The 21473-nt window shown below is 58.8% G+C and carries 20 protein-coding genes; 7 read left to right on the forward strand and 13 right to left on the reverse strand.

Going from position 1 to position 21473, the window contains the following annotated elements; all coding sequences use genetic code 11:
* The 4 genes from livG to C1N56_RS17635 form a co-directional block, all read right to left on the reverse strand.
* Positions 1-768 (reverse strand): high-affinity branched-chain amino acid ABC transporter ATP-binding protein LivG, encoded by a 768-nt coding sequence (gene livG, locus C1N56_RS17620; protein ID WP_136546639.1) that lies wholly within the window; start codon positions 766-768, stop codon positions 1-3.
* Complete coding sequence (locus C1N56_RS17625) at positions 765-2036, reverse strand: high-affinity branched-chain amino acid ABC transporter permease LivM (protein ID WP_058770002.1); 1272 nt, start codon at positions 2034-2036, stop codon at positions 765-767. Before C1N56_RS17625 ends, livG begins: the two co-directional genes overlap by 4 nt.
* Positions 2033-2959, reverse strand: a complete 927-nt coding sequence (gene livH / locus C1N56_RS17630; protein WP_010615899.1) for a high-affinity branched-chain amino acid ABC transporter permease LivH — start codon at positions 2957-2959, stop codon at positions 2033-2035. Before livH ends, C1N56_RS17625 begins: the two co-directional genes overlap by 4 nt.
* Before the next feature lie 150 nt (positions 2960-3109).
* Entirely contained in the window at positions 3110-4237 is a 1128-nt protein-coding gene (locus C1N56_RS17635) for a branched-chain amino acid ABC transporter substrate-binding protein (RefSeq protein WP_021508007.1), read from the reverse strand.
* A 403-nt stretch (positions 4238-4640) separates the two neighbouring features.
* Here C1N56_RS17635 and panM point away from each other — a divergent pair, with 403 nt between their 5' ends.
* Positions 4641-5027, forward strand: coding sequence for an aspartate 1-decarboxylase autocleavage activator PanM (panM, locus tag C1N56_RS17640; RefSeq protein ID WP_021508008.1), 387 nt, complete (start codon positions 4641-4643; stop codon positions 5025-5027).
* 276 nt (positions 5028-5303) lie between these two features.
* Here panM and rpoH read toward each other — a convergent pair whose 3' ends face one another.
* From rpoH to ftsY, 4 genes are all read right to left on the reverse strand, one after another.
* Positions 5304-6161: an RNA polymerase sigma factor RpoH gene (gene rpoH, locus C1N56_RS17645; RefSeq protein WP_021508009.1), complete on the reverse strand. Its 858-nt coding sequence runs from the start codon at positions 6159-6161 to the stop codon at positions 5304-5306.
* Positions 6162-6401: 240 nt separating this feature from the next.
* Positions 6402-7388, reverse strand: a complete 987-nt coding sequence (gene ftsX, locus C1N56_RS17650; protein ID WP_058770000.1) for a permease-like cell division protein FtsX — start codon at positions 7386-7388, stop codon at positions 6402-6404.
* Positions 7378-8046, reverse strand: coding sequence for a cell division ATP-binding protein FtsE (gene ftsE, locus C1N56_RS17655; RefSeq protein ID WP_021508011.1), 669 nt, complete (start codon positions 8044-8046; stop codon positions 7378-7380). The genes ftsX and ftsE overlap by 11 nt, the downstream gene beginning before the upstream one ends.
* Positions 8047-8051: 5 nt before the next feature.
* A complete protein-coding gene (ftsY, locus tag C1N56_RS17660; protein WP_394516926.1) occupies positions 8052-9578 on the reverse strand; it encodes a signal recognition particle-docking protein FtsY in 1527 nt (508 codons plus the stop codon).
* A gap of 231 nt (positions 9579-9809) precedes the next feature.
* Between ftsY and rsmD the strand changes: the two genes are divergently transcribed.
* The gene (gene rsmD / locus C1N56_RS17665) at positions 9810-10409 is read left to right on the forward strand and encodes a 16S rRNA (guanine(966)-N(2))-methyltransferase (protein ID WP_125309276.1); all 600 of its coding nucleotides are present in this window, start codon (positions 9810-9812) and stop codon (positions 10407-10409) included.
* The gene (locus C1N56_RS17670; RefSeq protein WP_021313674.1) at positions 10399-10665 is read left to right on the forward strand and encodes a DUF1145 family protein; all 267 of its coding nucleotides are present in this window, start codon (positions 10399-10401) and stop codon (positions 10663-10665) included. Before rsmD ends, C1N56_RS17670 begins: the two co-directional genes overlap by 11 nt.
* A gap of 43 nt (positions 10666-10708) precedes the next feature.
* Here the strand turns inward: C1N56_RS17670 and C1N56_RS17675 are convergent, their stop codons facing one another.
* Entirely contained in the window at positions 10709-11065 is a 357-nt protein-coding gene (locus C1N56_RS17675) for a DUF2500 domain-containing protein (protein WP_021508014.1), read from the reverse strand.
* 162 nt (positions 11066-11227) lie between these two features.
* Here C1N56_RS17675 and C1N56_RS17680 point away from each other — a divergent pair, with 162 nt between their 5' ends.
* Positions 11228-11857 carry a lysoplasmalogenase gene (locus C1N56_RS17680; protein WP_021508015.1) on the forward strand — a complete coding sequence of 210 codons (630 nt, stop codon included), beginning with the start codon at positions 11228-11230 and terminating at the stop codon, positions 11855-11857.
* 92 nt (positions 11858-11949) lie between these two features.
* A complete protein-coding gene (locus C1N56_RS17685) occupies positions 11950-14217 on the forward strand; it encodes a zinc/cadmium/mercury/lead-transporting ATPase (protein WP_394516927.1) in 2268 nt (755 codons plus the stop codon).
* Between the two features lie 18 nt (positions 14218-14235).
* Here the strand turns inward: C1N56_RS17685 and tusA are convergent, their stop codons facing one another.
* Positions 14236-14487, reverse strand: a complete 252-nt coding sequence (gene tusA, locus C1N56_RS17690; RefSeq protein WP_021508017.1) for a sulfurtransferase TusA — start codon at positions 14485-14487, stop codon at positions 14236-14238.
* A gap of 303 nt (positions 14488-14790) precedes the next feature.
* Between tusA and C1N56_RS17695 the strand changes: the two genes are divergently transcribed.
* Positions 14791-15456: a 7-cyano-7-deazaguanine/7-aminomethyl-7-deazaguanine transporter gene (locus C1N56_RS17695; RefSeq protein ID WP_021508018.1), complete on the forward strand. Its 666-nt coding sequence runs from the start codon at positions 14791-14793 to the stop codon at positions 15454-15456.
* A gap of 115 nt (positions 15457-15571) precedes the next feature.
* On the forward strand, positions 15572-16129 hold the full coding sequence (locus tag C1N56_RS17700; RefSeq protein WP_021508019.1) for a DcrB family lipoprotein: 558 nt from the start codon (positions 15572-15574) through the stop codon (positions 16127-16129).
* Positions 16130-16213: 84 nt separating this feature from the next.
* On the opposite strand, the gene glgP is transcribed toward C1N56_RS17700, so the two are convergent.
* From glgP to glgC, 3 genes are all read right to left on the reverse strand, one after another.
* Complete coding sequence (gene glgP, locus C1N56_RS17705) at positions 16214-18661, reverse strand: glycogen phosphorylase (protein WP_394516928.1); 2448 nt, start codon at positions 18659-18661, stop codon at positions 16214-16216.
* 21 nt (positions 18662-18682) lie between these two features.
* Positions 18683-20116 carry a glycogen synthase GlgA gene (glgA, locus tag C1N56_RS17710; protein WP_058757589.1) on the reverse strand — a complete coding sequence of 478 codons (1434 nt, stop codon included), beginning with the start codon at positions 20114-20116 and terminating at the stop codon, positions 18683-18685.
* Positions 20117-20178: 62 nt separating this feature from the next.
* Entirely contained in the window at positions 20179-21471 is a 1293-nt protein-coding gene (gene glgC / locus C1N56_RS17715) for a glucose-1-phosphate adenylyltransferase (protein WP_058757590.1), read from the reverse strand.
* Positions 21472-21473: the final 2 nt, after the last annotated feature.

The raw sequence follows: 21473 nt of genomic DNA on the forward strand, positions 1-21473 counted from the left end.
TTACGCCTCACCTAAATAAGCACGGATCACATCCGGGTTGTTACGCACTTCTTCCGGCGTACCGTTGGCCAGCGGCGTTCCCTGATTAACCACATAAATGCGGTCAGAAATGCCCATCACCAGCTTCATATCGTGTTCAATCAGCAACACCGTCACCTTGTGTTCGCCACGCAGTTCAGCGATCAGCTCATCCAGCTCGTGCGTTTCGCGCGGGTTGAGGCCGGCGGCCGGTTCGTCGAGCATCAGGATTTCCGGACGCGTCACCATGCAGCGGGCGATCTCCAGCCGGCGCTGCTGGCCGTAAGCCAGATTGCCGGCCTGGCGGTTAGCCAGATCCAGCAGACCAATGCGCTCCAGCCAGCTGGCCGCGCGGTCCAGCGCTTCGCTCTCGCCGCGCCGGAACGCCGGGGTTTTAAACAGCCCGGAGAACACGCCGCTTTTCAGATGCTGATGCTGCGCCACCAGCAGGTTTTCAATCACCGTCATCTCACGGAACAGGCGCACGTGCTGAAAGGTCCGCACCACGCCCATGCGCGCGATCTTCTGCCCCGGCAGGCCCTGCAATGGCTGATCGCGCAGTTTGATGGTGCCGCCCGTTGGCTTATAGAAACCGGTCAGGCAGTTGAATACCGTGGTTTTCCCCGCCCCGTTTGGGCCAATCAGCGAGACGATCTCCTGCGGATGCAGTTCCAGCGCCACGTTGTTGACGGCCAGCAGGCCGCCGAAGCGCATCATCAGGCCTTCAACGGCTAATAAAGGCTGACTCATGCCTGCTCTCCTTGTTTTGCCTGTTTCAGCTTCAGGTGCGGACGCTTCATCGGCAGCAGCCCCTGCGGACGCCAGATCATCATCAGCACCATCAACCCACCGAGCACCAGCATGCTGTACTCGTTCAAATCACGCATCAGCTCGCGCGATACCACCAGCAGAATCGCGGCCAGGATTACCGCCAGCTGCGAACCCATGCCGCCCAGCACTACAATCGCCAGCACAAACGCGGACTCGACAAAGGTGAAAGATTCCGGGCTGACAAAGCCCTGACGCGCGGCAAACAGCGTACCGGCGAAACCGGCGAACACCGCGCTGATGGTAAAGGCCGTCAGCTTGATGCGCGTTGGGCTGAGACCGAGCGAACGGCAGGCGATCTCATCCTCACGCAGCGCTTCCCACGCGCGGCCAAGCGGCATGCGCAGCAGACGATTGATGACGAACAGCGTCAGCACCACCAGCAGCAGCGCCACCAGATAAAGGAAAATCACGCGGTGATTGGGATCGTACGCCAGGCCCGTCAGATCGTGGAAGGTGGTCCAGCCGCCTTCACTGACGCGCCGGCCAAATTCAATACCAAACAGGCTCGGCTTGGGGATCTGCGCAATACCGTTGGGACCGCCGGTAATCGATGTGCTGTTCAGCAGCAGAATACGCACGATCTCACCAAAGCCGAGCGTCACAATCGCCAGATAGTCACCGCGCAGCCGCAGCACCGGGAAGCCCAGCAGCAGGCCAAAGGCACCGGCAACAATGCCGGCCAGCGGCAGGCTCTCCCAGAAGCCAAAGCCGTAATAGTGATTCAGCAGCGCAAAGGTGTAAGCACCGATGGCGTAAAAGCCGCCGTAGCCCAGCACCAGCAGGCCGGACAGGCCCACTACCACATTCAGGCCGAGGCCGAGCATCACGTAGATCAGCGTCAGGGTGGCAATATCCACGCTGCCGCGCGACACGAAGAAGGGCCAGGCGACGGCGGCAACAATCACCAGCAGCATCAGCAGCTTTTGTTTTGGTGTCGAACCGTCAAAACCCGGCAGCACCAGCCCTTTGCCACTGCGTTTGAGCTTGCCCTGCAACAGCGGACGCAGCAGCTGGAACACAAACACCACTGCGCAGCCGAGGAAGATCCAGTTCCAGCGCACGGTGCCCGCATTCGCCACCACCAGTTTGGTGCCGTCGAGATCGAGGCGCATACCCATAAAGAAGCTGGCGAGCACCAGCAGCATCACCGTGGAGACCACGGCGTTAACCAGACCGAGGCGTTTCATACTTTCTCCACCTCCGGACGGCCCAGGATACCGGTTGGCATCACCAGCAGCACCACGATCAGCAGCGCGAACGACACCACGTCTTTATATTCGGTCGACAGATAGGCTGACGTCAGCGCTTCCGCAATGCCCAGCACCAGGCCGCCAATCATTGCGCCCGGAATGCTGCCGATGCCGCCCAGTACCGCCGCGGTAAAGGCTTTCATACCAGCCATAAAGCCGATGAACGGGTTGATGGAGCCGTAAAACTGCCCCAGCAGCACGCCAGCCACGGCCGCCATCGCTGCGCCGATCACAAAGGTCAGTGAGATCACGCGGTCGGTGTTGATGCCCAGCAGGCTGGCCATTTTCAGATCTTCAGCGCAGGCACGGCAGGCGCGGCCCATGCGCGAATAACGAATGAACAGCGTCAGCGCCAGCATCGCGAGGAAGGTGACGACCCAAATAACCAGCTGCATGGTAGTGAGCGTGGCGGCAAAGCCGTTGCTCTCACCCAGCGTCCACTGGCCGGTGATCAAGCTGGGCAGCGCCAGATCGCGCGAGCCCTGCGTCAGGCTGACGTAGTTCTGCAGAAAGATCGACATACCAATCGCCGAGATCAGCGCGATCAGGCGTTTGGAGGAGCGCACCGGCTTATACGCCACGCGCTCGATGCTCCAGCCGTAGGCGCTGGAGATAATCACCGCCATCACGAACCCGGCGGCAATCATCAGCCACGAGGTGTCGATACCCATCATCATCAGGGCGGCAATCACGATAAAGGAGACATAGCTGCCGATCATGTACACCTCGCCGTGGGCGAAGTTGATCATGCCGATGATGCCGTAAACCATGGTGTAACCGATGGCGATCAGCGCGTAGGTGCTCCCGAGGGTGACCCCGTTGAACATCTGCTGAATGAAATAGAGAAACTGCTCGGACATAGTGAGGACCTGCATGTAAACGGGAAATCCCCGGTGCGTTCGGCACCGGGTTAGGGTAAGAGCACCGCGTCGCAGCGCCTCATTCAGCGCGCGTGCGCGGTGCCGCACCCTGCCCTCGCCCATCAGGAGAGGGACAATTCAGGAGCGTGCCTACTTAACTGCGGTAGAAGAACCGTCTTTGTGCCATTTGAAGACGCCAAATTCGAAGCCCTTCAGATCGCCCTTCTGGTCCCAGCTCAGGTTACCCATCACGGTGGGCACCGGCGCACCCTCTTTCAGGTTTTTAGCAATCGCATCAGGCTCATCGCTTTTGCTGCGCTCAATGCCCGCCACCAGTGACTGAATAGCCGCATAGGTGGTCCAGACGAACGGGCCGGTTGGATCTTTGCGGTTTGATGCGCTGTTGGCTTTGATCGCGTCCACAATCGCTTTGTTGTCTGGCAGCTGGTCGTAGCGCTTCGGCAGCGTCACGTACAGGCCTTCAGAGGCGTCACCCGCGATGTTAGACAGGGAAGCGTTGCCGACCCCTTCTGGTCCCATAAAGCCGGCTTTCAGACCGGCCGTTTTAGCCTGACGCAGAATCTGGCCCAGCTCCGGGTAGTAACCGCCGTAGTAAACGAAGTCAACATTCTCTTTCTTCAGGCGCGCAATCAGCGTGGAGAAGTCTTTATCGCCAGCGGTGATCCCTTCGAACAGCACTACGTTGCCGCCTTTCGCCTTCAGGGTTTTCTGCACGGATTCCGCCAGGCCCTGACCGTACTGCTGCTTGTCATGTACCACGGCAATACGTTTTGGTTTGATCTGATCGAGGATGTAGTTGGCCGCGGTCGGGCCCTGATCGGAATCCAGACCGGTGGTACGCATCACGTCGGCATAGCCGCGCGCGGTCAGTTCAGGCGCGGTAGCCGCCGGGGTGATCATCAGAATGCCTTCATCGTTATAAATGTCTGATGCGGGCTGAGTGGAGGAGGAGCACAGGTGGCCGATAACGTATTTGATGCCGTCATTGACCACTTTGTTGGCCACCGCAACCGCCTGTTTCGGGTCACAGGCGTCGTCATATTCTACGCCGACCAGCTTGTCGCCGTTTACGCCGCCTTTGGCGTTGATGTCCTTGATCGCCTGGGCCGCACCGGTGAACTGCATATCACCGTACTGCGCCACCGGGCCGGTTGCCGCACCGACAATCGCAATTTTGATGTCTTTCGCCAGTACCGCATGGCTCATCGCCAGCGCTACGCAACCCGCCAGTAATGCGCGTCCTTTACTCATTTTCATGCGAACTTCCCCATCTGTTGTGTCGTGTCTGTTGTGATTGGTTATTTATCTGCCAGTCTAAGAGCAAAACTGATTTGAGAATAATGAGTTAGCGCTCTTTTCTGGCATTTTTTGTTAAGAAGGCTTTATTTTTCAGGTTATTAAACAGGAACTTTCTTCTGTAAATCAACTGACATATTCAGTAAAAGCTGACGGGAACAGCAGATTACTCTGGTTTTTATGGCCGGTTTTTCACCACCAGGCCAGCGCGTTATGCTGGCTTTTTCAGCGATCGATGCTGGCTTACTCCACAATCCTGGCAAAGTGGCTGGCATTTGACCTCTTTTCATCGCAAAAAAGTGACAGCGCTCTGACTGTCTAAATTCGCTACACTAAGGCCTTTCTGCCAGTACAGGTAAGGGTTATGAAGCTCACTATTCAGCGCATCAGCACGCTGACGCCGCAGGATCGACTGGATTTAGCCAAAGTCTGGCCGCAGCAGGATATCGCGCAGCTGGAAGCCAGCCTCAGTGAAGCGCAGCGGCTTTATGCAGCGCGCTTTAACGATCGCCTGCTTGGGGCGCTGCGGCTGGAGATTCGCGGCACGCTGGGCAAGATTACGCAGCTGGAAGTGCGTGAAGTCACGCGGCGGCGCGGCGTAGGGCAGTATCTGCTGGAAGAGACAATAGCGCAGAACAGCGCGCTGGATCACTGGTGGGTTGCCGATGACGGCGAAGACGATCAGCGCGTACGCGCGGCGTTTATGCAGGCGTGTGGTTTCCGCGCGCAGAGCGACGGGTGGGTGCGTTAAGCGGCGATTTTACGCCGTGCAGAGCAGTGCGCATGAATGCGTATGTGGCGCAGGAGCGTGATTAACGGTGCGCATGAATGCGCACCCTACGGGGATTGCGAACGAGCGTACAGATTGCGTGGGGCCGTGATTAACGATGCCTATGCATGCGTGTCCTGTAGGGTCGCCATTCATGGCGACCGCGCTGTAATCCGCACAGCTCATACGTCGCGCCGGTTATTGCGCGCATAAAAAAGGGCGACCCGCTGGTCGCCCCATTTATCTGTCAGCCGTTAATCAGGCTTCAATCGCCATACGCAGTTTCTTCATGGCGTTCTTTTCCAGCTGACGCACGCGCTCGGCAGACACACCGTACTGGTCGGCCAGCTCCTGCAGCGTGGTTTTGTTGTCATCATCCAGCCAGCGGGCGCGGATAATGTGCTGGCTACGCTCATCAAGGCTCAGCATTGCATCGCTCAGCTTGTCAGCGGCGTGCGCATCCCAGTTATCCTCTTCAATGCCGTCGGCAAAGTCAGAGGTTTTATCCTGCAAATACAGCACCGGTGCCATCGGCTTGCCTTCGCCCGCATCGTCATCAGATGACATGTCGAAGGTCATATCCTGGGCCGCCATGCGCGACTCCATTTCCAGCACGTCTTTGCTGCTGACACCCAGCTCGCGCGCCACCATTTCGACTTCATCCTGATTGAACCAGCCGAGACGCTGCTTGGTTTTACGCAGGTTAAAGAACAGTTTGCGCTGTGCTTTGGTGGTGGCAACTTTCACGATACGCCAGTTACGCAGCACGTATTCGTGAATCTCCGCTTTGATCCAGTGCACGGCAAACGACACCAGACGCACTCCGACTTCCGGGTTGAAGCGACGCACCGCCTTCATCAGGCCGATGTTACCTTCCTGGATCAGGTCCGCCTGCGGCAGGCCGTAGCCGGAATAGTTACGAGCGATATGAACAACAAAGCGCAGGTGAGACAGGATCAGCGTCTTAGCTGCATCCAGATCGCCCTGGTAATGCAGCCGCTCAGCCAGTGCTTTTTCCTCTTCTGCCGTTAATACCGGCCAGTTGTTAGCAGCCCGGACGTAAGATTCCAGGTTGCCCAGAGGAGCAATCGCTAAAGTTTGCATTTCTTTGGTCATTCAAACCCTCACAAATTCAATGGACTTGCTGCTCGTTTCCCTGCGCAGCCGTTACATTATGTCAACGACGCGTGAAAACCAAAAGCAATCTGTGCTACTTGGACGTCAAAGTTATCCACAAGTTCAATTATAGCAGTGAATATTTTACACACAGATGACGGCGGGGGAAATCGGAGAAATCCTCTGCTCCCAGGTCGTCGGCAGCAGAGGAAGAGTATATCAAAAAATCGTTGCTATGGGTTACTGCGGCGTAAAACGACGTAAATGTTGCACCGTCGCCAGCCAGGCGGCAATCCAGCCGATGATGGCCGCGATTAACAGCAGCAGCAGACCTTCATCCCATGAAAAGCCCTCCAGCGCGAAGCTGGTGCCGAAGACGGAGGCGACCTGCGCCACCACCGACTGCAGGCGCAGTACCAGCACTTCCGACAGAATCAGCGACAGCACCGCACCGCTGAAACCGAGCAGCGCGCCGCCGTAGAGGAAAGGCCGCAGAATAAAGCCATCGGTCGCGCCAATCAGCTTCTGTACGTTGATGGTGTCACGCCGGGCAAAAATGCTCAGGCGCACGCTGTTGCCAATCACCAGGAACACCGCCACCACCATCAGCAGGCCGATCATTGACGCCACCTGCCCCACCAGCCCGGTGAGTGCGGCTAAACGCGCAAACCAGCTGTCATCCATGCGCACTTCATCCACGCCCTGCACTTTCGCCACGCGATCGCGCAGATTGGCCATGGTATCGGAGTTCTGGAAGTTCAGCTTCGGCGTGATGATCGCCACCGCCGGCAGCGGGTTCTGCTCCAGCATATCCATCGCACCACCAAAGCCGGACCAGTTGCGGAACTCGCTTTGCGCCTCTTCACGCGTCAGGTAGTTCACCTTGTCCACGCCATCGAGCTTTTTCAGCTCGGCGGTCACGTTCTCTGCCGCCGTGTCATCCAGCGCTTTGTCGAGGTAAACCGTCAGCTGCGGCGCCGGATACCACTGCGCGGCGGCCTGGCTGACGTTTTTCCACACCATGTAGCACACGCTGGGCAGCGTCAGCGAAATCGCGATCACCATTACCGTCAGCAGCGTCGCCAGCGGCTGACGATACATGTCGGACAGCGTACCGCGCCACGCGTAGCGCCACTGCTCCTGCCAGCCGCCCTTCAGCGCTTTGCTCTTTGACGGCTGCTTCGCCGCTTTCGGCGCAGCCGGACGCTTGTTACGTTTATTGACCATCGTGGCCTCCGTGCAGACGTCCCTGATTAAGCGTCATCACGCGATAATTGCGGCGTGCGATCAGCCCGATGTCGTGCGTCGCCATCAGTACCGTAACGCCCACGCGGTTGAACTCTTCAAACAGGCGCAAAATATCTTCCGACAGCGCGTTATCGAGGTTACCGGTCGGTTCATCCGCCAGCAGCACCGCCGGTTTATTCACTACCGCGCGGGCAATGCCGACGCGCTGCTGTTCACCGCCAGAGAGCTGAATCGGATAACTTTTTGCTTTGTCGAGCAGGCCGACTTTGTCCAGCGCCGCCGACACGCGACGGCGAATATCCTCGCCGCTGGCCCCGGAAATAATCAGCGGGATCGCCACGTTGTCGTAGACCGAACGATCCATCAGCAGGTGGTGATCCTGGAAAATCATGCCGATCTGGCGGCGCAGGAAAGGCACTTCGCTGTGACGCAGCCGGGAAATATCGTGACCGCTGAACCAGATTTGCCCGGCGCTCGGGCGCTCAATGCCACAAATCAGCTTCAGTAAGGTACTTTTCCCCGCGCCTGAGTGGCCGGTCAGAAACGCCATCTCACCGGGACGCAAATGGAAATCCACGCCCTGCAGCGCCTGGCGTCCTCCCAGATAAGCCTTACTGACCTCTTCAAAGCGAATCATGCCAATTATTCCTCTCGGGCAAACAGTGCCTCAATAAAGTCGGCGGCCTTAAACGGCCGTAAATCTTCGATGCCTTCCCCGACACCGATATAACGAATCGGAATGCCAAACTGATCGGCCACCGAGAAGATCACGCCACCTTTTGCAGTGCCGTCGAGCTTGGTCAGGGTGATACCGGTCAGGCCGACCGCTTCGTGGAACAGCTTCGCCTGGCTGATGGCGTTCTGGCCGGTGCTGGCGTCAATCGTCAGCATCACCTCATGCGGTGCCTCTTCGTCCAGCTTCTTCATCACGCGGGTGATTTTCTTCAGCTCTTCCATCAGGTGCGCTTTATTCTGCAGGCGGCCGGCGGTATCGGCGATCAGCACGTCAACGTGGCGCGATTTCGCCGCCTGGATGGCGTCAAAAATGACCGACGCGGAATCCGCGCCCGTATGCTGCGCGACCACCGGAATATTGTTGCGCTGGCCCCAGACCTGCAGCTGCTCTACTGCCGCCGCGCGGAAGGTGTCCCCCGCCGCCAGCATGACGGACTTGCCCTGCGCCTGATACTGACGCGCCAGCTTACCGATGGTGGTGGTTTTACCCACGCCGTTAACGCCGACCATCAGGATAACGAACGGTGTTTTGCCCGCCACGTCCAGCGGAGCATCGACCTTTTCCAGAATGCCGGCCATTTCAGCCTTCAGCAGGCCATACAGCGCTTCGGCATCGCGCAGCTGCTTACGGCTGGCCTGTTGCGTCAGGCTGGTGATGATGCGGCGCGTGGTTTCCACGCCGACATCGGCAATCAGCAGCTGCTCTTCCAGCTCTTCAAACAGCTCGTCATCGATTTTTTTGCCGCGGAACAGGCTGATAAAGCCGGATCCGAGATTTTCACGCGTTTTGACCAGGCTGCGTTTCAGGCGGGCAAAGAAGCCCTCTTTGGTGGGGCGCTCCTGCTCCTGGGCCACGATCGGCGCGGCCGCCAGCGGCAGATCGCTCACGGTGTCTGTCGCCACGCGCTCTTCTGCCGCATCTTCGGCATAGGTTTCCGCTAACGCCAGCGCTTCCAGCTCTTCATCGCTCAGCGGTGCGTCTGCGTCCTCTGCGTCCTCTGCGTCCTCTGGCTGAGGCTCCTCAGATAAAACCGGTGCTTCAATAATCAGTTCTTCAGCCTGCGGCTCCTCTTCAACCGGCATCAGCTCCGGCTGCGGATGATCTTCCGGCAGTACCTCTTCTTCAATCGCGCTGACGGCAGCGGTTTCTGCGTCATCAGCGTTAGCATCGGATTCGGCTGCGGTTTCTGCTTCCGCAACGGGATGCGTTTCAGCGTCGGCGTGAACCGACGATTCGGCCTGCTGTTCTGCCACCTGTTCAGTGACGATCACGGTTTCGGCGGCCTGCGCTTCGGCGCTTGCTAACGCGCTCTCTTCAGCGGCGGGTGCCGGTTGATCGGTCGGCTGCTGCTGCGCCTGCTCTTCCGCTGGCTGCTGCTCTTCTTTGCCAAAGCCCAGCCAGGAAAAAAAGCCGCGTTTTTTCTCTTTTGCCATTGTGTGACCACACTCCTCGATGGCTTATTCCCGGTAGCACGCTGTTCCCAGGGGATAAAAAATTCACTTTTTCGCGCGTGAGCGGCGTAAAAATCAGGCAATTACGTCCGCTTTATCAACTTAGTAGTCTAACACTTTCCTGCCAGCGCACCACAGCACCCTTTTTTAACGTTTCTTCTGCCTGCTACGCCCGTTAAACTACGCAACAAATTATGACGAGTTGTGAGCGAAATGAGTAAATCCCCCCGCAACAGCGGCGCGGCAGGCCAGATTCGCCTGATTGGCGGACAGTGGCGCGGCCGCAAATTGCCGGTGCCGGACAGCGCCGGCCTGCGCCCGACCACCGATCGCGTGCGTGAAACGCTATTCAACTGGCTGGCGCCGGATATCCAGCAGGCGCGCTGCCTCGATTGCTATGCCGGCAGCGGCGCGCTGGGCTTAGAAGCGCTGTCACGCTATGCCGCCTCCGCGACCCTGCTGGAACTGGAACGTCACGTGGCGCAGCAGCTGACGCAAAACCTGCACACGCTGCGCGCCAGTAACGCCAGCGTCGTCCAGACCAATACGCTGCAGTGGCTAAGCCAGCCCGGCGAGCCGTTTGACGTGGTGTTTGTTGATCCGCCGTTCCGCAAAGGCCTGCTGCAGGAGACACTAACGCTGCTGGAGAACAATGGCTGGCTCGCCGCCAACGCGCTGATTTATGTTGAGAGCGAAGTGGAACACGGCACCCCGCTGGCACCGGCTAACTGGGATCTGTATCGCGAGAAGATTGCCGGTCAGGTGGCCTATCGCCTCTATCAACGCCAACAGGAGACCGATGATGTGGCTTAATCTGGGACGTTTGCTGATGATTTGCGTCTGGGCATTTCTGCTGCTTAACCTGGTGCACCCCTTCCCGACGCCGCTGCGCTACTTTGTCCATGTTGCGCTGTTCTTTATGGTGGTGATGCACGGCCTGCAGCTGGTGCTGCTGCGTGCCACGCAACCAAAGGAAGCGCCAAAGCTGAGCCGCGCCACGCAGGCGAAAATCTTCTTCTTTGGCGTATTTGAACTGCTGGCGTGGCAGAAAAAGCACTATCCGTCGTAACGCAAGGCAGCGCGCGCGGCTTCAGCCCCGTGCGCTTTAGTGCCTATTGCGCCGGGGTAAAGCTGACAAAGCGCGTGCCCTGCATTTTCAGCTCGCCCTTCACGCCTTTGTCCATCTGGTGATAATCGCTGGCGCTGACGTTGACCTTAAAATCACCGGCGCCGTTCAGCGGATGGAACCAGGCTTCATACTTCATCTCTTCCGCCACAATCTCTTCGCGCTGACGCGAACGGCGATTGGGGGCCGGAAACTCTCGCTTGGTTTTCACTTCCACACTCATTGAGCGCACCGGTGAAGCGTCGTTGACCGCGGCTTCGCGGCGCTGCTTGATAAACTGACGGGTTGCCAGGATGGCAATTACAGCCAGGACGATAAAAAAGATTAGCGGTGGTTTGCTCATGTTTTCTCTCGCACTTTACGTCGGGGGTTAACAGATAAAAGACGCCAAAGCATACAACCAGAGTTGCCCGATTGTCACATTTGCCGCCAGTAACTTAAACTGAGATCGCGATTTTGGGAAAATTCATCAATGTGGGCGACACGTTCACAAAAGGGAGAAAAAATGCTTTGGTCTTTCCTTGCAGTCCTTTTTTCCGGTTGGCTGTATGTCGATGCCTCCTACCGCGGCCCGCAGTGGCAGCGCTGGCTGTTCAAACCCGTTACGCTGCTGTTGCTGGTTGCCTGGGCGTGGCAGGCTCCCACGCTTAACACCACCGACTACCTGATTCTGGCTGGCCTGGTCGCCACGCTGGTGGGCGATGCGTTAACCCTGCTGCCGCGTCAGCAGATGCTGTATGCGCTCGGCGCCTTTTTCCTTTCGCATCTGCTGTACACCATCAGCTTTGCCGCGCACATGACCATGAGCTTCTTCTGGCCGATTCCGCTCACCTTCCTGGTGATTGGTATCATCGTGATCGCCATTATCTGGTCAAAACTGGATACGCTGCGCTGGCCGATCTGTACGCTGATTGGCATGACGCTGGTGATGAACTGGATGGCGGCGGAAAACTACTTCTTCCGTCCGACCGATTACAGCTTCTCGCTGCTGGTGGGTGCCGTGCTACTGTTGCTGGCTAATATCGTGTGGTTTATCTCGCACTATCGCCGCCGCTTCAGCGCTGACAGCGCCATCGTTGCCGCCTGCTACTTCGCCGGTCACTTCATGATTGTGCGTTCACTGTGGCTGTACTGAAAAAAGTGACCTCACCGCTTGACTCTGGAGTCCACTCCAGAGTGTAGCATGCAGACTGCGGGCATCGGCCCGCTTCTGCAACCGGAGGTCACATGCATCAACATGCCCACTCTTGCCGCTGTGGCAAATCACACCGTCAGCCAAAACCGCTGTGCGCGGTACGCAGCGTTCAGCCTGCACCCCTGAAGATTTCCGCCGCGCAACCGGTGGCCGCGTCCAGCGATTGCGGCTGCTGCACCAGCGATGACGACAGTCCCGGCGGCGGCGACGCCGACAGCGACAGGCGCGCATCCGCGTCCTATCAGTTCCGCTGGCAGATTGCCGGCATGGACTGCCCGAGCTGCGCCCGCAAAATCGAAACCGCCGTGCAAAAGCTGCCGCAGGTCGCCAGCGCGCGGGTGATATTCGCCAGTGAAAATCTGCTGGTGGAGGCGCACAGTGATATTCGTCCTGCTGTCGAACAGGCCGTTAACCACGCCGGCTTTAGCCTGAAATCCACTGAGAGCCCCGCACCGGCGGCGCGCCGCTGGCGCGATAATGCCTCGCTCATGCTGCTCACGCTGTTGATGATTGCCAGCTGGCTGCTGAGCCAGCTCACGCCGCTGTGGGGCGATCGCCTGTTTGTGCTTACCACGCTGGTCGGTCTGGTGCCGGTAGCCCGCAGCGCGTGGCAGGCCATACGCAGCGGCTCGCCGTTCAGCATTGAAACCCTGATGACCCTCGCCGCCGCGGGCGCGCTGGTGATTGGCGCCCATGCCGAAGCTGCCATGGTGCTGCTGCTGTTCCAGCTGGGAGAACGGCTGGAAGCTTATGCCGCCGCGCGAGCGCGCCGTGGCGTCACCGCGCTGATGGCGCTGCGTCCGGACACCGCCACGCGCGTCAATGGCACACAGCGTGAGCAGGTGGCACTGGCGGCGCTCCAGCCCGGCGATGTGATTGAAGTGGCGGCAGGCGGTCGTCTGCCCGCCGATACCGAGCTGCTGCACGCCAGCGCCAGCTTTGATGAAAGCGCGCTGACCGGCGAATCGCTACCGGTGGCCCATCAGCCGGGCGATGCCGTGATGGCAGGCGCCACCAGCGTGGATCGGCTGGTGACGCTGCGCGTGACCTCACAGCCGGGCCACAGCGCTATCGACCGCATTCTGCAGCTGATAGAAGAAGCTGAAAGTCACCGCGCGCCGGTGGAGCGTTTTATCGATCGCTTCAGCCGCCTCTACACGCCGGCCATCATGCTGCTGGCACTGCTGGTGATGGTGCTGCCGCCGCTGCTCGGATTCGGCGCCTGGCTGCCGTGGATCTACAAAGGGCTGACGCTGCTGCTTATTGGCTGTCCGTGCGCGCTGGTGATCTCCACGCCTGCCGCTATCACTTCCGGCCTGGCGGCGGCGGCTCGCCAGGGCGCGCTGATTAAAGGCGGCGCGGCGCTCGAACGCCTCAGCCGGGTGCAGGCGCTGGCGTTTGATAAAACCGGCACCCTGACCGCCGGTAAACCGCAGGTTACCAACGTGCAGCCGTTTGGCACGGATACACAGCAACAGCTGCTCAGCCTCGCGGCCGCTATCGAGCAGGGCTCCGGCCATCCGCTGGCGCGGGCGATAGTGGCGGAAGCGCAGCGCCAGCAGCAGGTGATTCCACCGGCGCAGCATCAGCAAACGCTGGCCGGCAGCGGCATTCGCGCACAAATCGACGGCGTGATGCATCAACTGCTGGCACCGCGTGATGCGGCGGCGCTGAGTGACACGCAGCAGCAGCAGATTGCGCAGCTGGAGGCACAGGGCAAAACCGTGGTGGTGCTGTTGCGCGAAGCACAGCCGCTCGGGCTGCTGGCGCTGCAGGATTTGCTGCGCGAGGAGGCGCGCAGTGCGCTGGCGGCGCTGCAGGCGCTGGGAATTCGCAGCGTGATGCTGACCGGCGATAATCCGCGCGCCGCCGCCGCGATAGCCGCCGAACTCGGCATCAGCTATCGCGCCGGTCTGTTGCCTGCGGATAAGGTAGCCGCCGTGCGTGAACTGGGCGAACAACAGCCGCTGGCGATGGTCGGCGATGGCATCAACGATGCGCCAGCCATGAAGGCCGCGACGCTGGGGATTGCCATGGGCAGCGGCACCGATGTGGCGCTGGAAGCGGCCGATGCGGCTCTGACGCAGAATAACCTGGCGATTCTGCCGCGCACCGTGCAGCTGGCACGCCGCACGCGCGCCATTATCCGTCAGAATATTGCGCTGGCGCTGGGGCTGAAGGCGATTTTCCTCGTCACCACGCTGCTCGGCTTTACCGGCCTGTGGCTGGCGGTGCTGGCCGATTCCGGTGCCACCGCGCTGGTCACCGCCAACGCGCTGCGCCTGCTGCGTCAGCGCTGAGGCGGGCGGATGCCGCGATCAGGCATCCGCGCCTTTCTGGATCAGATACTGATACGGCAGGCTCTCGGTCTGCTGTGCCAGCAGCTGATGCTCCATAAAGCGGCAGAAGCCGGGAATATCACGCGTGGTCGCCGGATCGTCGGCGATGATCAGCAACGTTTCGCCCGCCTGCATGGTACGCACGGTTTTGCGCACCATCATCACCGGCTCCGGGCAACGCAGCCCAAGCGCATCAAGCGTATGGTCCGCAGCGGAAAAAGGATCGCTCATGATTCTCTGTCTTTATTCAGGGTGGGCGCTCATTCTAACGCGCTACAGCGCGCGCGCAAGGCGAGAACGATTGCGTTAAAATTAACCATTGCATTTGTTGCGCAACACGCTAAGATGCCGTCCGATTTTTTAATGTTACTGCCAATTCCTCAAAATAATTCAGGTTTTAGGAAGGCGGCAAGCCTGCTCACCCCAGGAGCTTACTGAAGTAAGTGACTGGGGTGAGCAGGCGCAGCCAACGCCCATAAAACCTGAAGTATGAAGAGGATGGGTTCCCTCACCCCATTTTTAAAAAAGGCCTTTATGATCAACTTCTCTGCTCGTCAGCGTATGCATGCGCTATTCTGGCTGTCGCTGTTTCACCTGCTGGTGATTACCTCCAGTAACTATCTGGTGCAGCTGCCGGTCGCGATTTTCGGTTTCCACACCACCTGGGGTGCGTTTAGCTTCCCGTTTATTTTTCTCGCCACCGATCTCACCGTGCGTATTTTTGGCGCACCGCTGGCACGGCGCATTATCCTTGCGGTGATGATTCCGGCGCTGTTTATCTCCTACATCGTGTCATGCGTGTTTTATCAGGGCGCGTGGCAGGGCTGGGCCTCGCTGCAGGAGGTCAATCTGTTCGTGGCGCGTATCGCCTGCGCCAGCTTTATGGCCTATGCGCTGGGGCAGATTCTTGATGTGCACGTGTTCAACCGCCTGCGTAAACTGCCGCAGTGGTGGATTGCGCCTGCCTGTGCCATGTTCCTCGGCAATATCAGCGATACGCTGGCCTTCTTCTTTATCGCCTTTTATAAGAGTCCGGACCCGTTCATGGCCAGCCACTGGGTGGAGATCGCACTGGTGGATTACAGCTTCAAAGTGCTGATCTGCATGGTTTTCTTCCTGCCTGCTTATGGTGTTCTGCTCAATGCGGCACTTAAGCGTCTGGCGGAACGTTCGGCTCAGCGCCAGATGAATTTCGGCTAATTGAACGTAGACGAAACGCCACGGCACGCTAAGATTTCCTGACAAAGCGCTGATTGCTTTTAAGCACCGATTCCGTTTTGATAACGGCTGATGGAAACCTTACGAAGGGATAAGAATGCGTAACTTAGTGAAATATGCGGGCATCGGCCTGCTGGTGTTAGGCCTGGCGGCGTGTGATCAGAAGAAAGACGACACGGCGGCAAACAGCAACGGCGCCAGCGCCAGTCAGTCAGCACAGACAGTAAACCTGATGGACGGTAAGCTGAGTTTCAGCCTGCCAGCAGGCATGTCAGATAAGAGCGGCAAGCTGGGTTCGGAATCCACCAATATGCACGTGTATGCCGATGAAACCGGCCAGCGCGCAATTATCGTGATTGCGGGCGATCCGACCAGTGAAGGACTGGATGCGCTGGCTCAGCGTCTGGAGCAGCAGCAGCGCAACCGCGATCCGCAGCTGCAGGTGGTGTCGAATAAAGCGGTGACGCTGAAAGACCAGCCGGCACAGCAGCTGGATACGGTGATTTCCGCCAATAACCAGACCTCCTGGTCCTCGGTTATTCTGGCGAAGGTGGACGGTAAACTGCTGACGCTGCAGATCACCCTGCCCGCCGACAATCAGCAGCAGGCGCAGAGCGATGCCGATGCGATTGTGAAGAGTATTACCCTGAAGTAAGTTTGCACCAACGGTAGCGGCGCGATTTATCGCGCGTTGTTAAAAACCGCGCAATGAATTGCGCCGCTACAGAATGTGCCTCGTTTATAACCTCACCGGCGAAATATGCCAGATCTCATCCGCATACTCCTGAATGGTACGGTCGGCGGAGAAATAGCCCATATTAGCGATGTTCAGCGCCGCACGCCGCTGCCACTCTTCCGGCTGACGATAAAGCTTATCCACCTTATCCTGGGTATCCACGTAACTGCGGTAATCCGCCAGCAGCTGATAATGATCGCCAAAGTTGACCAGCGCGTCGAACAGGTTACGGTAGCGCCCTGGCTCCTGCGGGCTGAAGACGCCGCTGGCGATTTGCGTCAGCGCCTGGTGCAGTTCCGCATCCTCTTCATAGTATTTGCGCGGGTTATAGCCCTCAGTGCGCAGCTTCTCCACCTGCGGCGTGGTGTTGCCGAAAATAAAGATATTCTCTGCGCCGACGTGCTCGCGCATCTCCACGTTGGCCCCGTCCAGCGTACCGATGGTCAGCGCGCCGTTTAGCGCAAACTTCATGTTACTGGTGCCGGAGGCTTCGGTGCCGGCGGTAGAGATCTGCTCGGAGAGATCCGCCGCCGGAATGATGATCTGCGCCAGGCTGACGCCGTAGTTAGGGATAAACACCACCTTCAGCTTGTTCTTCACCTGCGGATCGTTGTTGATCACGTTGGCGACATCGTTGATCAGGTGAATGATGTGCTTGGCGACGTAATAGGCCGACGCCGCTTTCCCGGCGAAGATATTGACGCGCGGCACCCACTCCGTGGTCGGATCGGCTTTGATGCGGTTGTAACGCGTGATGACGTGCAGCACGTTCAGCAGCTGACGTTTGTATTCGTGAATACGCTTGATCTGCACGTCGAACAGCGCCTGCGGATCCAGCACGATATCCATATTCTTCGCCACCCACTCCGCGAGGCGCTTTTTGTTGGCGAACTTGGCATCGGCAATCTGTTCAATAAACGCCGGATAGTCAATGTGCGGCACCAGCTCGCTCAGCTGAGCCAGATCAGTACGCCAGGTGCGGCCAATGGCGTCATCCAGCACTTCTGACAAGGCCGGGTTGGCCAGCGCCAGCCAGCGGCGCGGCGTCACGCCGTTGGTTTTATTGCAGAAGCGCCCCGGGAACAGGCGGGCAAAATCGGCGAACAGCGACTGCACCATCAGATTAGAGTGCAGCTCCGACACGCCGTTAACTTTGTGGCTAACCACCACCGCCAGCCACGCCATGCGGATGCGGCGACCATCGTTTTCGTCGATGATCGAGATGCGCGCCATCAGATCCCAATCGTCCGGATAGTAGTCCTGAATGGTCTTCAGGAAGTAGTCATTGATTTCGAAGATGATGCTGAGGTGACGCGGCAGGATCTTGCCGATCATGTCCACCGGCCAGGTCTCCAGCGCTTCGCTCATCAGCGTATGGTTGGTGTACGAGAATACCTGGCAGGTGACTTCAAAGGCGTCGTCCCAGGTAAACTTGTGCTCATCAATCAGCAGACGCATCAGCTCGGGAATCGCCAGCACCGGATGGGTATCGTTGAGGTGGATGGCAATTTTGTCGGCCAGGTTGTCCCAGGTTTCATGCATCTGCCAGTGGCGATTGAGGATATCCTGTACCGTGGCGGAGACGAGAAAATACTCCTGGCGCAGACGCAGCTCGCGCCCGGAGTAGGTCGAGTCGTCGGGATAGAGCACGCGCGACACGTTCTCCGAGTGGTTTTTATCTTCCACCGCCGCGAAGTAGTCGCCCTGATTGAACTTGCCGAGGTTGATTTCGTTACTGGCCTGCGCACCCCACAGCCGCAGCGTGTTGGTGGCATCGGTGTCGAAGCCAGGGATGATCTGATCGTAGGCCATCGCCACGATCTCTTCGGTCTCAACCCAGCGCACCCGGCTGCCTTCATGCTGCAACCGCCCGCCAAAACGCACTTTGTAACGGGTGTTAAAGCGCTGGAACTCCCACGGATTGCCGTACTCCAGCCAGTAATCCGGCGATTCACGCTGCTGGCCGTCAACAATGTTCTGTTTGAACATGCCGTAATCGTAGCGAATACCGTAGCCGCGTCCGGGCAGGCCTAGCGTGGCCAGCGAGTCGAGGAAGCAGGCCGCCAGCCGGCCAAGACCGCCGTTGCCGAGCCCGGGGTCGTTCTCTTCTTCCATCAGCTCGCTGAGGTCGAGTCCCATCTCATCCAGCGCCTGGTTGAGATCGTCATAGATACCCATCGCCAGCAAGGCATTGCCCAGCGTGCGCCCCATCAGGAACTCCATCGACAGGTAATAAACCTGGCGCACATCCTGCGACAGTTGCGCACGGCTGGAGCGCAGCCAGCGCTCCACCATGCGATCGCGTACCGCCAGCAGCGCGGCGTTGAGCCACTCATGCTTGTTGGCGATCGACGGATCTTTACCAATGGTAAACATCAGCTTATAGGCGATTGAGTGCTTGAGGGCGTCAACCGTCAGCGTGGGTGAGGCATAGGTGAAAGGTGCGTTCATATGCGGTATCCCAATCTCTCATTACAGCAAGCGTTGATAAAGATCGCGGTAGGCTTGTGCTGCCACCTGCCAACTAAAATCCATCCCCATCGCCTGGCGCTGAACATAACGCCAGAGTGAAGGACGGGACCATAAAACAAAAGCACGACGAATCGCGCGCAGCAGTGACCAGGCATTGCTGTCTTCGAAGCTGAAACCGCTGGCTACGCCGTCGGCGAGGTTTTCCAGCGAGCTGTCCTGTACGGTATCCGCCAGTCCACCGGTGCGCCTGACCAGCGGCAGCGTGCCATATTTCAGGCCGTACAACTGCGTCAGACCGCACGGTTCGAAACGGCTGGGCACCATAATGACGTCCGCGCCACCGACAATGCGGTGCGAGAACGCTTCGTGATAACCAATTTGCACGCCGACGCTGCCCGGATGCTCAGCGGCTGCGGCGAGGAAGCCCTGCTGCAGTTCCGCATCGCCCTGGCCCAGCAGCACCAGTTGCCCGCCCTGTGCCAGCAGTCCCGGCAGCGCTTCCAGCACCAGATCCAGCCCTTTCTGTTTGGTTAAACGGCTGATAACGCAGAACACCGGCACTTTGTCATCAACCTTCAGCCCCATGGCAATCTGCAGCTGACGTTTATTCTCCGCTTTGCTCTCCAGCGTGTCGCGGTCGTAGCGGGCGGTCAGCAGCAGGTCGTGTGCCGGATCCCAGATGCCGGGATCGACGCCGTTGAGAATCCCGCTCAGCCGTCCTTCGCGCAGCCGCTGCTCCAGCAGCGCTTCCATGCCGTAGCCGAACTCCGGCCGGGTGATCTCCAGCGCATAGGTCGGGCTGACCGCAGTTATATGATCGGCATAAAACAGGCCGGCCTTTAGGTAAGAAATCTGGCCGTAGAATTCCAGCCCGTGCATTTCAAAATAGGCGCGCGGGATCTGGATTTCGTCCAGATGCCGCGCGGAAAACAGCCCCTGATACGCCAGGTTATGCACGGTAAACACCGTTTTCGCCGGACGTCCGCGTGCGGCGATATAGGCCGGAGCCAGACCGGCGTGCCAGTCGTGCGCGTGCACGATGTCCGGCTGCCAGTAAGTATCCAGCCCGCTGGCCAGCTCGGCCGCCATCCAGCCGAGCAGCGCAAAGCGCAGGTAGTTATCGACATAGGCAAACTGCGACGTATCGTGGTACGGGCTGCCGGGACGATCGTACAGTCCCGGCGCATCAATCAAATATATCCCCACGCCGTTGAAGGGCCCAAACAGCAAGCGGACCGGTCCGGCAAAGGTTTGCAGCTCCGCCACCACTTCGGTATCAGGAATCCCTTTACGCAGATCCGGAAACGCCGGAATCAGCACCCGCGTGTCCATACCTTCGGCAATTTGTGCCTGAGGCAATGCGCCGACGACATCAGCCAGTCCGCCGGTTTTTAGCAGCGGGAAAAGCTCTGAACAGACATGTAAAACCTGCATCCTGAACCCCTATTGTGTTATCGCCCGCGTTCCACGCGGCAATGTTCTTTGCCTTTCGTCACTTACTGACCCGCAGCGGCCAATTTGGCCAGCATGGCGCGCGTCACCAGTACGATGCCCTCTTCTGAACGGTAAAAACGGCGACTATCCTCATCCGGATTTTCGCCAATCACCATGCCTTCCGGAATGACGCAGGCACGGTCTATGACGCAGCGACGCAAACGGCACGATCGCCCGATAACCACATCGGGCAGCAGCACCGCCGAATCAATATTGCAAAACGAGTTAACGCGCACGCGTGGGAACAGCACCGAATTCACCACCACCGAGCCGGAGATAATGCAGCCGCCGGAGACCAGCGAGTTCATGGTCATGCCGTGACTGCCGGATCGATCCTGGACAAATTTGGCCGGCGGCAGCGGCTCCATGTGGGTACGAATCGGCCATTCGTGGTCATACATATCAAGTTCGGGCGTCACCGAGGCCAGATCGAGGTTGGCGCGCCAGTAAGCTTCCAGCGTACCGACGTCGCGCCAGTAAGGTTCCGCGTTTTCGTCGTTCTGTACGCACGACAGCGTGAAGGAGTGCGCGTAGGCTTCGCCGCTGGCGACGATCTTCGGCAGCAGATCTTTACCGAAATCGTGGCTTGAGTCGGCGATCTGCAAATCCTCCTCCAGCAGCTCATAGAGGTAATCGGCGTTGAACACGTAGATGCCCATGCTGGCCAGCGCTTTGCTGTCGTCGCCCGGCATGGACGGCGGCTGCGCCGGTTTCTCAACGAAATCGATTACATTGTTGTCCGCATCGACTGCCATCACGCCAAACGCGGTGGCCTCATGCAGCGGTACGGGCAGACAGGCGATGGTGCACTTAGCGCCACGATCGGCGTGGTCGAGCAGCATGCGCGAGTAATCCATTTTGTAGATGTGATCCCCGGCGAGAATCACGATGTACTGCGCGTTGTAGCGGCGAATGATGTCGAGATTCTGCGTGACCGCATCGGCGGTACCGCGATACCAGTGTTCGGTCGAGGCGCGCTGCTGCGCCGGCAGCAGATCGACAAACTCATTCATCTCTTCGTTGAACAAGGACCAGCCGCGCTGAATGTGCTGCGTCAGCGTATGTGACTGATATTGGGTGATGACGCCGATGCGCCGAATCCCGGAGTTGATACAGTTGGAGAGCGCAAAGTCGATGATGCGGAACTTGCCGCCGAAGTGCACGGCAGGCTTGGCGCGTTTGGCGGTAAGATCTTTCAGGCGCGTACCGCGCCCGCCAGCAAGGATCAGGGCAACCGTCTGTGTAGGGAGCTGGCGCGCCAGCATCAGGGGGTCGTTTCTATCTAATTTCACCATGT

Source organism: Pantoea sp. SGAir0175 (assembly GCF_043547855.1).

Bases quoted from the DNA above. Each gene is read 5' to 3' on its own strand.
- livG (WP_136546639.1), bottom strand. From the start codon at position 768: ATGAGTCAGCCTTTATTAGCCGTTGAAGGCCTGATGATGCGCTTCGGC.
- C1N56_RS17625 (WP_058770002.1), bottom strand. From the start codon at position 2,036: ATGAAACGCCTCGGTCTGGTTAACGCCGTGGTCTCCACGGTGATGCTG.
- livH (WP_010615899.1), bottom strand. From the start codon at position 2,959: ATGTCCGAGCAGTTTCTCTATTTCATTCAGCAGATGTTCAACGGGGTC.
- C1N56_RS17635 (WP_021508007.1), bottom strand. From the start codon at position 4,237: ATGAAAATGAGTAAAGGACGCGCATTACTGGCGGGTTGCGTAGCGCTG.
- panM (WP_021508008.1), top strand. From the start codon at position 4,641: ATGAAGCTCACTATTCAGCGCATCAGCACGCTGACGCCGCAGGATCGA.
- rpoH (WP_021508009.1), bottom strand. From the start codon at position 6,161: ATGACCAAAGAAATGCAAACTTTAGCGATTGCTCCTCTGGGCAACCTG.
- ftsX (WP_058770000.1), bottom strand. From the start codon at position 7,388: ATGGTCAATAAACGTAACAAGCGTCCGGCTGCGCCGAAAGCGGCGAAG.
- ftsE (WP_021508011.1), bottom strand. From the start codon at position 8,046: ATGATTCGCTTTGAAGAGGTCAGTAAGGCTTATCTGGGAGGACGCCAG.
- ftsY (WP_394516926.1), bottom strand. From the start codon at position 9,578: ATGGCAAAAGAGAAAAAACGCGGCTTTTTTTCCTGGCTGGGCTTTGGC.
- rsmD (WP_125309276.1), top strand. From the start codon at position 9,810: ATGAGTAAATCCCCCCGCAACAGCGGCGCGGCAGGCCAGATTCGCCTG.
- C1N56_RS17670 (WP_021313674.1), top strand. From the start codon at position 10,399: ATGTGGCTTAATCTGGGACGTTTGCTGATGATTTGCGTCTGGGCATTT.
- C1N56_RS17675 (WP_021508014.1), bottom strand. From the start codon at position 11,065: ATGAGCAAACCACCGCTAATCTTTTTTATCGTCCTGGCTGTAATTGCC.
- C1N56_RS17680 (WP_021508015.1), top strand. From the start codon at position 11,228: ATGCTTTGGTCTTTCCTTGCAGTCCTTTTTTCCGGTTGGCTGTATGTC.
- C1N56_RS17685 (WP_394516927.1), top strand. From the start codon at position 11,950: ATGCATCAACATGCCCACTCTTGCCGCTGTGGCAAATCACACCGTCAG.
- tusA (WP_021508017.1), bottom strand. From the start codon at position 14,487: ATGAGCGATCCTTTTTCCGCTGCGGACCATACGCTTGATGCGCTTGGG.
- C1N56_RS17695 (WP_021508018.1), top strand. From the start codon at position 14,791: ATGATCAACTTCTCTGCTCGTCAGCGTATGCATGCGCTATTCTGGCTG.
- C1N56_RS17700 (WP_021508019.1), top strand. From the start codon at position 15,572: ATGCGTAACTTAGTGAAATATGCGGGCATCGGCCTGCTGGTGTTAGGC.
- glgP (WP_394516928.1), bottom strand. From the start codon at position 18,661: ATGAACGCACCTTTCACCTATGCCTCACCCACGCTGACGGTTGACGCC.
- glgA (WP_058757589.1), bottom strand. From the start codon at position 20,116: ATGCAGGTTTTACATGTCTGTTCAGAGCTTTTCCCGCTGCTAAAAACC.
- glgC (WP_058757590.1), bottom strand. From the start codon at position 21,471: ATGGTGAAATTAGATAGAAACGACCCCCTGATGCTGGCGCGCCAGCTC.